Source organism: Pseudomonas sp. GW821-FHT09C09, assembly GCF_059418105.1.
Genome location: NZ_JBWKPF010000003.1, coordinates 697,908 through 710,550 on the forward strand (window position 1 = coordinate 697,908; position 12,643 = coordinate 710,550).

A 12,643-nucleotide genomic window follows, 5' to 3' on the forward strand; every position below is an offset into this window, starting at 1 on the left:
AATGAGAGGCGATGAAGCTTTTGTTGCAGGGATCCGGGCTAGAGCGGTGTGCCGATCAGCACATTGGACGGCGAGAACTGCACTTGTACCGGTTGGTCGACGGTCAGTTTTTGGGTGCGCAGGTGCAGCGGCTCAGCCAGGGCGCAGAGTGTCTGGCCATTGGGCAGGGCGATGCGCACTTCGCTGGGGCCGTCCTCGGCGTCGAGAATCGCTTCGAGGGTGCCCTCGAGAAGATTGTGACCAGATGTTGCGGCCTGTCCGTTGCCCAACAATTCAAGCCAGCCAGCCTTGATCAGTGCCACCACTTCGGTACCCGGTTGCAGCTCCAGATGCACGGTGCTGTCGTGGGTGATTTGCGCATCGATGCACAGGCCTTCGGCCAGTTCGAGGCGGATCAGGTCATTGCGGCCCTGGTGCTCGATGCTGACGACCTTGCCGTGCAATTGGTTGCGGGCGCTGGTCCGGAGCATCAAGCGACCGAGCAGATCCAGATCGCTGGCGTCTTCGGCGGCTTCCAGCACCTGTGCCTGCAAAGCTTGTAGCTTTTGATAAAGACGCAGCACCCGCTCACCTTCGCTGGACAATTTGGCGCCACCACCACCCTTGCCGCCGACAGCCCGCTCGACCAAGGGTTTCTGGGCCAGATTGTTCAGCTCATCGATGGCGTCCCACGCCGCCTTGTAACTCAGGCCCGCGCTTTTCGCGGCGCGGGTGATCGAGCCCTGTTCGGCGATGTGTTGCAGCAGGGCGATGCGCTGCGGGCGGCGGACGATGTGCTGGGACAACAGGGAAGGCAAGGACATGTCGGGTGCTTTGTGCTGGGTTGATGGAGGAGGAAGTTGGCCGCTTGGCGCGTGTGAGTCAAGCCGCGTCGCCAGGTTTCGGTGTGCGGGCCAGGCAGTAGACGTCGACCCGCGTGGCGCCGGCGTCCACCAGCAGCCGGGCCAACGCCTGGGCGGTGGCACCGGTGGTCAACACATCATCGACCAAGGCCAGATGCCGACCTTGTATATCGGCGTCTGGCACCAGGTTGAAGGCATTGCGCAAATTGCGTTTACGCGCCTTGGCGTCGAGTGCCTGCTGGGCGCTGGTGTCCTGGACACGGCGCAGGACATGTTCTTCGCAGGGCAGATCCAGTTGTTTGCCGAGCCATTGCGCAAGCATGGCTGCCTGATTGAATCCACGCTGACGCAGGCGCTTGTTCGCCAACGGCACCGGCAGCAGGGCGTCCGGGCGTGGCAGGCCCTCGTCGAAGCGATGTTGCAGGAATTGCCCGAGAACCTCGCCCAACAGGCGGCCAAACGGCCATTTTGCGTTGTGCTTGAACCGGGTGATCAGGCTGTCCACCGGGAAGCCGTAGGACCAGGGAACCACCACCTGTTCGAAGGCGGGCGGATCTTTCAGGCAGCCGCCGCATGTCAGGCCCGCTGCGGGCAGCGGCAATGCGCAGGTCATGCATTGATCGCCAAGCCAGGGCAGGTCGGTTTCGCAGGCCACGCAGAGGGGTGTTTCAGTTTCCGCCGGCTCATCGCAAATCAAACAGCTTTGGTTGTTATTTAACCAGATGTAAACCGGTCCATCTTGATGTGGTTGACAGTGCATGTCTCTTCCTTAAATATGCCGAACATCCGTGTCGTGCCTGTGGGTATTCCGTTTCCCCAGGCGCAAGCCAAGCATAACCAAGGAATCGCCCATGAGCGCCAGCACCACTGCCCCCCTGCGTCACGACTGGACTTTGGCCGAAGTCAAAGCACTCTTCGTTCAGCCATTCAACGATTTGCTGTTCCAGGCGCAGACGGTGCACCGCGCGCATTTCGACGCCAACCGCGTCCAGGTTTCCACCCTGCTGTCGATCAAGACCGGCGCCTGCCCGGAAGATTGCAAATATTGTCCGCAGTCCGGTCACTACAACACCGGCCTGGAAAAAGAAAAGCTGATGGAAGTGCAGAAAGTCCTCGAAGAGGCTGCCCGCGCCAAGGCCATCGGTTCGACCCGTTTCTGCATGGGCGCGGCGTGGAAGCATCCGTCGGCCAAGGACATGCCCTACGTGTTGAAGATGGTCGAAGGCGTGAAAGCCATGGGGCTGGAAACCTGCATGACCCTCGGTCGTCTCGATCAGGATCAGACCGAAGCGCTGGCCAAGGCCGGCCTCGATTACTACAACCACAACCTCGACACCTCGCCGGAGTTCTACGGCAGCATCATCACTACCCGCACCTACAGCGAGCGTCTGCAGACCCTGGCCTACGTGCGCGATGCCGGCATGAAAATCTGCTCCGGTGGCATCCTCGGCATGGGCGAGTCTCTCGATGACCGAGCGAACCTGCTGATCCAGCTGGCCAACCTGCCGGAGCACCCGGAATCGGTGCCGATCAACATGCTGGTGAAAGTCGCCGGCACGCCGCTTGAGAATGCTGACGACGTCGATCCGTTCGACTTCATCCGCATGCTTGCCGTGGCGCGGATCCTGATGCCGCAATCCCACGTGCGCCTGTCCGCAGGCCGCGAAGCGATGAACGAGCAGATGCAGGCCCTGGCGTTCTTCGCCGGCGCCAACTCGATCTTCTACGGCGACAAACTGCTGACCACCGCCAACCCGCAGGCCGACAAGGACATGCAGCTGTTTGCACGTCTGGGCATTCAGCCGGAAGCCCGCGAAGAGCATGCCGACGAAGTGCATCAGGCTGCCATCGAGCAGGCGCTGGTGGAGCAGAAGAGCAGCGAGCAATTCTACAACGCCGCGGTCTGATCGCCCGTTCTTTCAGGTGCTGCCTCGGGCAGCGCCTGCTGATTCATTTGCCACCCGTGAGGCTTGCATGTCTTTCGATCTCGCCGCACGCCTTGCTGCCCGTCGTGCCGAAAATCTCTATCGCCAGCGACCGCTGCTTGAAAGCCCTCAGGGGCCGCAAGTGGTGGTCGACGGTCAGCCGTTGCTGGCGTTCTGCAACAACGATTACCTGGGCCTGGCCAATCATCCGCAAGTGATCGAAGCCTGGCGTGCCGGTGCTTCGAAGTGGGGCGTTGGCGGCGGTGCTTCGCATCTGGTGATCGGCCACAGCGGCCCGCATCATGAGTTGGAGGAAGCCTTGGCCGACCTTACCGGACGGCCACGTGCGCTGTTGTTCACCACCGGCTACATGGCCAACCTCGGCGCGGTCACGGCGCTGGTCGGGCAGGGCGACACGGTGCTGGAAGACCGGCTCAATCATGCGTCGTTGCTGGACGCCGGATTGTTGTCCGGTGCGCGCTTCAATCGCTATCTGCACAACGACGCCGACAGCCTGGCCAAACGTCTGGAGAAAGCCACCGGCAATACGCTGGTGGTCACCGACGGTGTGTTCAGCATGGACGGCGATCTCGCCGACCTGCCGGCGTTGGCCCGAGAGGCCAAGGCCAAAGGCGCTTGGTTGATGGTCGATGACGCCCACGGTTTCGGTCCGCTGGGCGCGAACGGTGGCGGGATCGTCGAGCATTTCGGCTTGAGCCAGGAGGATGTGCCGGTGCTGGTTGGCACTCTTGGCAAAGCGTTCGGCACGGCGGGCGCGTTTGTCGCTGGCAGTGAAGAACTGATTGAAAGTCTGATTCAGTTTGCCCGTCCCTACATCTACACCACCAGCCAGCCGCCGGCGCTGGCCTGCGCGACCCTTAAAAGCCTGGAGCTGCTACGCAGCGAGCACTGGCGCCGCGAGCATTTGCAGACGCTGATCCGCCAGTTCCGCCGTGGCGCCGAACAGATCGGTCTGGAGCTGATGGACAGCTTCACGCCGATCCAGCCGATCATGATTGGCGATGCCGGCCGCGCCGTGCGTTTGTCGCAGATGCTGCGCGAGCGGGGGCTGATGGTCACCGCGATCCGTCCGCCGACCGTGCCGGCCGGCAGTGCGCGGCTGCGGGTCACCTTGACCGCCGCCCACAGTGAGGCGCAGGTGCAACTATTGTTAGAAGGACTGGCCGATTGCTTTGCCCAACTCAAGTCGGAGCCAAGCCATGCGTGATCGACTGATTCTGCTCCCCGGCTGGGGCCTCGGGGTTTCCCCGCTGGAGCCGTTGGCGGCGGCGCTGCGTGGGCTCGACGAACACCTGACGGTGGAAATCGAACCGTTGCCGGAGCTGGAATCCAGTGATCCTGCAGACTGGCTCGACGAACTCGATGAGCGCATTCCCCAGGATGTCTGGCTCGGTGGCTGGTCGCTGGGCGGCATGCTGGCTTCTGAGCTGGCGGCGCGGCGTGGCGAACATTGCTGCGGCTTGCTGACGCTGGCGAGCAATCCTTCTTTTGTTGCCCATGAGCAATGGCCGAGCGCGATGCCGGCGGAAACCTTCGATGCATTTCTGGCCGGTTGCAGTGCTGACCCGCGTCAGACCCTCAAACGTTTTTCTCTGCTGTGTGCTCAAGGTGCGCAAGACCCGCGCGGCGTGTCGCGGCTGTTGCTCGGCGGCGCGCCGAACACTTCACCGGCGGCGCTGATGGCGGGTCTGGAGTTGTTGGCGCAGATCGATACGCGCAATGCCTTGCAGGTGTTTCGAGGTCCGCAATTGCATCTGTTTGCCGGGCTGGACGGGCTGGTGCCGGCGGAGGCTGCGGGCGAGTTGTTCGCGTTGCTGGCGGATGTCGAGGTCGGGCTGATCGAGCAGGCCAGCCATGCGTTTCTTCTGGAAGACCCCCACGGTGTGGCCGGTGCGATCCAGGCGTTTTTAAGTGAGTGTGGTGATGACTGATTTGTCTCTTGCTGCGCTGCCCGGCGGCTTGCCTGACAAGCGCCAGGTCGCGGCTTCCTTTTCCCGTGCAGCGGCCAGCTACGACAGCGTCGCCGAGTTGCAGCGTGATGTTGGTACGCAGTTGCTGAATCGCTTGCCGGAGGACTTTCTGCCGCCGCGCTGGCTGGATCTCGGCTGCGGCACCGGTTATTTCACTCGGGCGCTGGCCGAGCGATTCGGTGAGGGGCTGGCGCTGGACATTGCCGAAGGCATGCTCAATCACGCCCGGCCGTTGGGCGGGGCCACACACTTTATCGCCGGCGATGCCGAACGCTTGCCGTTGCAGGGTTCGACCTGCGATCTGATCTTCTCCAGCCTCGCCGTGCAGTGGTGTGCGGACTTCGAATCGGTGCTCGGCGAAGCCTTCCGGGTGCTGAAACCGGGCGGGATTTTCGCGTTTGCTAGTCTTTGTGTAGGGACGCTGTACGAATTGCGCGACAGCTGGCGCCAGGTCGATGGCATGGTGCACGTCAACCGCTTCCGCGAGTTCGCCCGGTACGAACAATTGTGCGCGGCCAGTGGTCTGCGCACGGTCAGTCTGGAGAATCAGCCGCATGTGCTGCATTACCCGGATGTGCGCAGCCTGACACACGAACTCAAGGCGCTGGGCGCGCACAACCTGAACCCCGGTCGACCGGGTGGATTGACCGGTCGCGCTCGGATTCTGGGGCTGGTCGAGGCTTACGAGCAGTTCCGTCAGCAACAAGGCTTGCCGGCGACTTATCAGGTGGTCTACGCCGTGTTGGAGAAACCCTTATGAGCGCAGCCTATTTCATCACCGGAACCGACACTGACGTCGGCAAGACCACCGTTGCTGCCGGGTTGCTGCATGCCGCCAGATCGGCAGGGTTGAGTACGGCGGCGGGCAAGCCGGTGGCGTCCGGTTGTGTCGTGACGCCCAGAGGCCTGCGCAATTCCGATGCCTTGGCGCTGCAGGCCGAGTGTTCTTTGCCGCTGACTTATCAACAGGTCAATCCGGTAGCGTTCGAGCCGGCGATCGCACCGCATCTGGCGGCGCGAGAGGCAGGCGTGGCGCTGACCGTGCAATCACTGCTGGCGCCGATGCGCGAGATTCTGGCCATGAACGCCGACTTCACTTTGATCGAAGGCGCGGGCGGCTGGCGGGTGCCGTTGGCGGATCAGGACAATCTTTCGGACCTGGCCATTGCGTTGCAGTTGCCGGTGATTCTGGTGGTGGGCGTTCGTCTGGGGTGCATCAGTCATGCATTGCTGACTGCTGAAGCGATTGCCCGTGACGGGCTGCAACTGGCCGGTTGGGTGGCGAACATCATTGATCCGAAGACATCGCGACTGGAGGAAAACCTCGCGACACTTGCCGAGCGGATTCCGGCGCCGTGCCTGGGGCGGGTGCCGAAACTCAAGGCCATCAGCGCCGAGGCGGTCGCCGAGCATTTGCAACTGGATCTGCTCGACTGATTTTGGCTATGACAAGGCACTGTGCCATTAGTGTTTTTGACGGGTGTTTTTCTGACGCCTCTGGTTCAATGACAGCCATTGATCCTTCCCAAGGATGAGAGCTCCCATGGAAATCTCCGGAAACACAGCTTTTTATGCAGGTCTGAGCACCATTCAGACCGGGCAAAACCGCGTCGATCAGGCCGCCAGCCAGATCGCCAACAACACCATCGAGCGTTCGGTCACCAGCCAGTCTTCCGAGGCCCAGATCGATCGCCTGCGCGGTATCGATCGCAGCCAGCAAATGGATCCGGGCAGCGCTATGGCCGAGATGGCCCAGGGCAAGTTTCAAGTGGAACTGGGCACGAAAGTCGCCAAGGCTTCCGATGAAATGCTCGGTACGATCATCGATACGTTCGCCTGATTTTCTGATATCCGCTTTGCCAGACGCCGCGACTGTTCGCGGCGTTTTTCGTTGTAAGTCCTTCTCCCTCAACTAATCTTTTTTCAGTGCACATGGCTCGTCCGGGCGCATGTCGCGGTGCTGTGTCCGGCGTTCGGAAAATGTGATGACGAATGGCAAAAGAACGACGCTTGACAAGATTTCGGCGTAAACGTATGTTTCAAACAACTGTTTGACCGTCACAACAAATCAATGCGGTCGTTCATTCCCGGTTACATCAGCAGAGGTTTATCGCTATGCCTGACTACAAGGCCCCCTTGCGTGATATTCGCTTCGTTCGTGACGAACTGCTCGGCTACGAAGCGCACTATCAGAGCCTTCCAGCGTGCGCAGAGGCAACGCCGGACATGGTTGACGCCATTCTCGAAGAGGGCGCCAAGTTTTGTGAGCAGGTGCTGGCACCGCTGAACCGCGTGGGCGACATTGAAGGTTGCACCTGGAGCGAGTCCGGTGTGAAAACCCCGACCGGCTTCAAAGAGGCCTACAAGCAATTCGTCGAAGGCGGCTGGCCAAGCCTGGCCCATGACGTCGAGCACGGCGGTCAAGGCCTGCCTGAGTCGCTGGGTCTGGCTGTAAGCGAAATGGTCGGCGAAGCCAACTGGTCGTGGGGCATGTACCCGGGCCTGTCGCACGGTGCAATGAACACCATTTCCGAGCACGGGACCCCAGAGCAGCAGGAAGCCTATCTGACCAAACTGGTCTCCGGCGAATGGACCGGCACCATGTGCCTGACCGAGCCGCACTGCGGCACCGACCTGGGCATGCTGCGCACCAAGGCCGAACCTCAGGCCGACGGTTCCTACAAGGTTTCCGGCACCAAGATCTTCATCTCGGCCGGTGAACACGACATGGCCGACAACATCGTCCACATCGTACTGGCCCGCCTGCCGGATGCACCGGCCGGCACCAAAGGCATTTCCCTGTTTATCGTTCCGAAGTTCCTGCCGAATGCCGATGGCACCGTTGGCGCCCGCAACGCTGTGAGCTGCGGTTCGCTGGAACACAAGATGGGCATCCACGGCAACGCCACTTGCGTGATGAACTTCGACGGCGCCACCGGTTTCCTGATCGGCCCGGCGAACAAAGGCCTGAACTGCATGTTCACCTTCATGAACACCGCACGTCTGGGTACCGCGCTGCAAGGTCTGGCCCACGCCGAAATCGGCTTCCAGGGCGGCTTGAAATACGCTCGCGATCGTCTGCAAATGCGCTCCCTGACTGGCCCGAAAGCGCCCGAAAAGGCCGCTGACCCGATCATCGTGCACCCTGACGTACGCCGCATGCTGTTGACCATGAAAGCATTCGCCGAAGGCAACCGTGCGATGGTGTACTTCACCGCCAAACAGGTCGACATCGTCAAATACGGCGTGGACGAAGAAGAGAAGAAGAAAGCCGACGCATTGCTGGCCTTCATGACGCCGATCGCCAAGGCGTTCATGACCGAAGTCGGTTTCGAATCCGCCAACCACGGCGTGCAGATCTACGGCGGCCACGGCTTCATCGCCGAGTGGGGCATGGAGCAGAACGTTCGCGACAGCCGCATTTCGATGCTGTACGAAGGCACCACCGGCATCCAGGCACTCGACCTGCTGGGCCGTAAAGTGCTGATGACTCAAGGCGAGGCTCTGAAAGGCTTCACCAAGATCGTCCACAAGTTCTGCCAGAACAACGAAGGCAACGAAGCCGTCAAAGAATTCGTCACCCCGTTGGCTGCTCTGAACAAAGAGTGGGGCGAGCTGACCATGAAGGTCGGTATGGCCGCCATGAAAGACCGCGAAGAAGTCGGCGCGGCCTCCGTGGACTACCTGATGTACTCCGGTTACGCCTGCCTGGCCTATTTCTGGGCCGACATGGCGCGTCTGGCTGCTGAAAAGCTGGCTGCCGGCACTACCGATGAGGCGTTCTACACCGCCAAGCTGCAAACCGCGCGCTTCTACTTCCAGCGCATCCTGCCGCGTACCCGTACGCACGTGGCAACCATGCTGTCGGGTGCCAACAACCTGATGGACATGAAGGAAGAGAACTTCTCGCTGGGCTACTAAGCCTTAACGCGGTCGTTCTGCAAACCGCTGCTCCTTCGGGGGCAGCGGTTTTTTTGTGCCCGGATTTCCCCAATCCCGGGGCTGATTCCCCAGCGTAGATGACGGCTTTGCTCAGCCGATCCCCTGTGCTTATTGATTCAAGATGTTTCCAGAAGAGTGGCCAATTAATTGCACTGCCCGAATTACCGGTGCTAACGAGAACTGCCTGCTCAAAGAAGCATGACGCCCCGGCACTTAACAACAACAGTCAGGGTGAAGCCTATGAACATCAGTCGACTCGCTCGTTTGACCTTCTGGTTACCCATCGCGCTGTCAGTCCACAGCGCATGGGCCGCCGACCCCGCCGAAGTCGATCCTCCCGTGCCGGAGGTTCCGTCGCTGCAGTCGTTGCGCGGGATGGTGCCGCCCGATCCGTCCGGGACCGAAGGCGGACGCAAGGTCGACTTGATGACCGACTACGTGCTCAACCGCTCTGCCGCAATCCTGTTGGGCAAGGCGTTGTTCTGGGACATGGAGATCGGCAGCGACGGCGCGACTGCATGCGCCTCCTGCCACTACCATGCCGGCGTCGATCACCGCATCACCAACCAGATCAACCCCGGCCAGGCCAACACCAACGCCAACGTCGCGTCGATTTTCAACAAGCCGTTTGTGGCCTCCGACATTCCCGGTGACGTGGCGACCTACTCAACGTCGTCCGGTGGCAAGGGCGGGCCGAACTACACGCTGAAGAAAACCGACTTTCCGACTCATGTGCTGAGCAATCCGCTGGAGCGCAACTCACCGATCGTTTTCTCGACTGACGATGTGGTCGGCTCGCAAGGCGTATTCGATGCCAACTTCGTCAAACCCAACCAGCCGCGATTCGACAAATGCACCCAGCAGCCGGACGGCCTGTTTCAGGTCGGCGGCATAAACGTTCGCCGCAGCACCGGACGCAATGCGCCGTCGGTGATCAACGCCGCATTCAACGTGCGCAACTTCTGGGACGGTCGGGCCAACAACGTTTTCAACGGATTTTCGCCGTTCGGCAATCGCGACCCGGATGCGGGGATCTACGTGACCAGCGAACGCAGCATGGTCGCGACCAAAGTCAGGCTGGCACTCAACGATGCGTCTGCCGCCTCGCAAGCTGTCGGCCCGCCCGGCAGCCCTGTGGAAATGTCCTGCGGTGGCCGTACCTTTGCCGACATCGGTCGCCGGATGCTCGACACGCTGATGCTCAAGCAGCAACGGATTTCCTCCAGCGACTCTGTGCTGGGCCCAGTGTCCGGTGCGCGGCGTCCGACTTATCGCGAACTGATCAAGAATGCCTTCCAGCCCCGGCTGTGGAACGCCACGCAAAACGTGTTGGTGGGCGGGGCGCCGTACACCCAGATGGAAGCCAACTTCCCGCTGTTCTTCGGCCTGGCGATCCAGATGTACGAAGCCACGCTGATCTCCGATCAGGCACCGATCGATGCTTACCTGCAAGGCGATCACACCGCCATGAACGCGCAGCAGGTCGAGGGCATGAACCTGTTCCTCGGCAAGGGCAAATGCGTCAATTGCCACGGCGGCGCTGAGCTGACCAACGCGGCCAGCCGTTTGCTGATGCACCCGCGTGAGCGCATTGAGCGGATGGTGATGGCCGACAACCTGACGACCCTCTACGACAATGGCTTCTACAACACCGGTGTCCGCCCGACTTCGGAAGATCTGGCTCTCGGTGGTGCGGATGCCTGGGGTAATCCGTGGTCGTTCACCCGCCAGTACAACACGGTGCTGCAGGGCGGAAAATCCGTCGATCCGCTGGATGTCGACGTGTGCACCTTCGAAGCTCCGCTGAGTGCAGCGATTCCGTGCGATGCCACGCTCAAGCCGAATGTCGGGTTCCGCGATTCGGTGGACGGCGCATTCAAGACCCCGACCCTGCGCAACATTGCCCTGACCGGCCCGTACTTCCACAACGGCAGTCGCGCCACGCTCAAACAGGTCATGGAGTTCTACAACCGTGGCGGCGACCGGCGCGGTGAGGATGCCAACAACACCAGCGGCTTCGAGCACCCGGCGGTGAATCAGCACAACACCTCCAACCTCGATCCGGACATGACGGCGCTGAACCTGACGCCCGAAGAAATCGACTCGCTGGTGAAATTCATGGAGGTCGGCCTGACCGATCCGCGCGTCGCCTGGGAACGGGCGCCATTCGATCATCCGTCGCTGGTGATTCCGCAGGGCCACGTCGGTGATGAAAATGCCGTGACCCAGCGCCCGGCCAGTCCGAAAGTCACGACCCGTCAGGCAACTGACGCAGTGCTCAATCTCAAGCCTTATGGCGCTGAAGGCCGGTCGGCGGCTGAGGGGCCGTTGCAGCCGTTCTACAACGATCTTTGAGTGGAAATGACCGTCATGGCCATCACGCATGGTGGCCATGACGAAAGTTTCATGGTCGCCAAGGAAAAAACCTTGATTGAAAGCTCAGAAACCGGGGGATCCGGCCGTTAAAGAGACAACCTGTGATCTGGATCACATTGTGTGTGCTTAACTGGCCACATTGCAGGCACAATGCCATCTCTTTGCCAAGACGGTCGGAGCTTTACCCTTGCCGCGTTCTTCCGCTGTACGTTTCAGTCATTTCATTCCTTCACTGCTGTTGTTGCTTGCGGGGTTGGCGGCTGCGTACGTCAAAGACCTCAACGTGTTCTTCACCTCGCTGTTCAACGTGTTGCCAACCTTGGTGCTGTTGCTCGGCGGGTCGTATTGCGCGGTTTACCGACGCCAGCGCGAACTGTTTCTGATGGTCACGGTGTACATCGCCTACTTCCTGCTCGACACCCAGACCGACTATTACCGCGACAACGGCAAGGTGCGCGAAGACGCGGCCGTGGTGTTCCATCTGGTGTGTCTGCTGCTGCCCTTGTTGTTCGGTCTGTTTGCGGCGTGGCAGGAGCGCACGCACCTGTTTCAGGACATGGTGGCGCGGTTTGCCGTGCTGCTGGCGTTTGGCAGCGTGGCGCTGGGGCTTGAGCAAAGTTACCCGCAGGCGTTGCTGATGTGGCTATCGGAGATCCGCTGGCCGGCCCTGCACGGTGCGTGGATGAGCCTGATCCAGATGTCCTATCCGGTGTTCCTCTCGGCGTTCCTGTTGCTGGCCTGGCAGTACTGGCGCAACCCGCGTCCGCTGCACGCGGCGCAACTGGTGGGGTTGCTCGGGGTGTTCTGGATGTTGCCGAAAACCTTCATCCTGCCGTTCACCCTGAACATCATGTGCAGTCAGGTGATGTTGATGATCGCCGCTGCGGTGGCGCACGAGGCTTATCAAATGGCCTTCCGTGACGAGCTCACCGGTCTGCCGGGCCGTCGCGCACTCAACGAACGGATGCAGCGGCTGGGTCGCAACTACGTGCTGGCGATGAGCGACGTCGATCACTTCAAGAAATTCAACGACACCCATGGTCACGACGTGGGTGACCAGGTCTTGCGACTGGTCGCCAGCAAGCTGTCCAAAATCAGCGGTGGCGGCAGGGCGTATCGCTACGGTGGTGAGGAATTTGCCCTCGTGTTTGCGGGCAAGACCCTTGAAGAGTGCATGCCGCACCTGGAAGTCATCCGCGAGTCGATTGCGTCCTACAACATCCAGCTGCGCAATCAGGAAAACCGCCCGCAGGACGATCAGCAGGGGCGTCAACGACGGGGTGGCTCCGGTGCGTCCAGCGTATCGGTCACGGTCAGTATCGGTGTCGCCGAACGGGTCGAGCAGCGCACCCCGGAAGACGTGCTCAAGTCCGCCGACCAGGCGCTCTACGCCGCCAAGGGCGCGGGCCGCAACTGCGTGATGGCGTTCGGGCAGAACCGCCGTGGCGCGGTGCGCACGGACAGCGCCGCAGGTTGAGTGATGACGGCGCATTCAGCGTCTGGACAGTGATTGTGGGGCAGGGTGGCCGGCAGTAGGTTGAAACGATCTGCTGACGGAGAAGCCACC

11 protein-coding genes are annotated in these 12,643 nt (G+C 61.2%); 9 read left to right on the forward strand and 2 right to left on the reverse strand.

Annotated features, from left to right (window positions below):
• Positions 1 to 38: 38 nt before the first annotated feature.
• Entirely contained in the window at positions 39 to 803 is a 765-nt protein-coding gene (locus AC07NR_RS12940) for a TOBE domain-containing protein (protein ID WP_495078698.1), read from the reverse strand.
• Positions 804 to 861: 58 nt separating this feature from the next.
• Entirely contained in the window at positions 862 to 1,602 is a 741-nt protein-coding gene (locus tag AC07NR_RS12945) for a ComFC family protein (RefSeq protein WP_495078699.1), read from the reverse strand.
• 91 nt (positions 1,603 to 1,693) lie between these two features.
• Between AC07NR_RS12945 and bioB the strand changes: the two genes are divergently transcribed.
• From bioB to AC07NR_RS12990, 9 genes are all read left to right on the forward strand, one after another.
• The gene (gene bioB / locus AC07NR_RS12950) at positions 1,694 to 2,749 is read left to right on the forward strand and encodes a biotin synthase BioB (RefSeq protein ID WP_495078700.1); all 1,056 of its coding nucleotides are present in this window, start codon (positions 1,694 to 1,696) and stop codon (positions 2,747 to 2,749) included.
• A gap of 67 nt (positions 2,750 to 2,816) precedes the next feature.
• Positions 2,817 to 3,995 carry an 8-amino-7-oxononanoate synthase gene (gene bioF, locus AC07NR_RS12955; protein WP_305835809.1) on the forward strand — a complete coding sequence of 393 codons (1,179 nt, stop codon included), beginning with the start codon at positions 2,817 to 2,819 and terminating at the stop codon, positions 3,993 to 3,995.
• Positions 3,988 to 4,719, forward strand: a complete 732-nt coding sequence (locus AC07NR_RS12960) for an alpha/beta fold hydrolase (RefSeq protein ID WP_134828319.1) — start codon at positions 3,988 to 3,990, stop codon at positions 4,717 to 4,719. Before bioF ends, AC07NR_RS12960 begins: the two co-directional genes overlap by 8 nt.
• Positions 4,712 to 5,518: a malonyl-ACP O-methyltransferase BioC gene (gene bioC / locus AC07NR_RS12965; RefSeq protein ID WP_495078701.1), complete on the forward strand. Its 807-nt coding sequence runs from the start codon at positions 4,712 to 4,714 to the stop codon at positions 5,516 to 5,518. The genes AC07NR_RS12960 and bioC overlap by 8 nt, the downstream gene beginning before the upstream one ends.
• The gene (gene bioD / locus AC07NR_RS12970; protein ID WP_248740022.1) at positions 5,515 to 6,195 is read left to right on the forward strand and encodes a dethiobiotin synthase; all 681 of its coding nucleotides are present in this window, start codon (positions 5,515 to 5,517) and stop codon (positions 6,193 to 6,195) included. The genes bioC and bioD overlap by 4 nt, the downstream gene beginning before the upstream one ends.
• Before the next feature lie 106 nt (positions 6,196 to 6,301).
• On the forward strand, positions 6,302 to 6,598 hold the full coding sequence (locus AC07NR_RS12975) for a pyrroloquinoline quinone biosynthesis protein PqqE (RefSeq protein WP_085709192.1): 297 nt from the start codon (positions 6,302 to 6,304) through the stop codon (positions 6,596 to 6,598).
• A gap of 275 nt (positions 6,599 to 6,873) precedes the next feature.
• Entirely contained in the window at positions 6,874 to 8,679 is a 1,806-nt protein-coding gene (locus tag AC07NR_RS12980; protein WP_248740023.1) for a phenylacyl-CoA dehydrogenase, read from the forward strand.
• Positions 8,680 to 8,940: 261 nt separating this feature from the next.
• Complete coding sequence (locus AC07NR_RS12985) at positions 8,941 to 11,055, forward strand: cytochrome-c peroxidase (protein WP_495078702.1); 2,115 nt, start codon at positions 8,941 to 8,943, stop codon at positions 11,053 to 11,055.
• Between the two features lie 208 nt (positions 11,056 to 11,263).
• Positions 11,264 to 12,553: a GGDEF domain-containing protein gene (locus tag AC07NR_RS12990; RefSeq protein WP_305835816.1), complete on the forward strand. Its 1,290-nt coding sequence runs from the start codon at positions 11,264 to 11,266 to the stop codon at positions 12,551 to 12,553.
• Positions 12,554 to 12,643: the final 90 nt, after the last annotated feature.

Coding starts and splice junctions, on each gene's coding strand:
- AC07NR_RS12940 (WP_495078698.1), bottom strand. CDS start 803: ATGTCCTTGCCTTCCCTGTTGTCCCAGCACATCGTCCGCCGCCCGCAG.
- AC07NR_RS12945 (WP_495078699.1), bottom strand. CDS start 1,602: ATGCACTGTCAACCACATCAAGATGGACCGGTTTACATCTGGTTAAAT.
- bioB (WP_495078700.1), top strand. CDS start 1,694: ATGAGCGCCAGCACCACTGCCCCCCTGCGTCACGACTGGACTTTGGCC.
- bioF (WP_305835809.1), top strand. CDS start 2,817: ATGTCTTTCGATCTCGCCGCACGCCTTGCTGCCCGTCGTGCCGAAAAT.
- AC07NR_RS12960 (WP_134828319.1), top strand. CDS start 3,988: ATGCGTGATCGACTGATTCTGCTCCCCGGCTGGGGCCTCGGGGTTTCC.
- bioC (WP_495078701.1), top strand. CDS start 4,712: ATGACTGATTTGTCTCTTGCTGCGCTGCCCGGCGGCTTGCCTGACAAG.
- bioD (WP_248740022.1), top strand. CDS start 5,515: ATGAGCGCAGCCTATTTCATCACCGGAACCGACACTGACGTCGGCAAG.
- AC07NR_RS12975 (WP_085709192.1), top strand. CDS start 6,302: ATGGAAATCTCCGGAAACACAGCTTTTTATGCAGGTCTGAGCACCATT.
- AC07NR_RS12980 (WP_248740023.1), top strand. CDS start 6,874: ATGCCTGACTACAAGGCCCCCTTGCGTGATATTCGCTTCGTTCGTGAC.
- AC07NR_RS12985 (WP_495078702.1), top strand. CDS start 8,941: ATGAACATCAGTCGACTCGCTCGTTTGACCTTCTGGTTACCCATCGCG.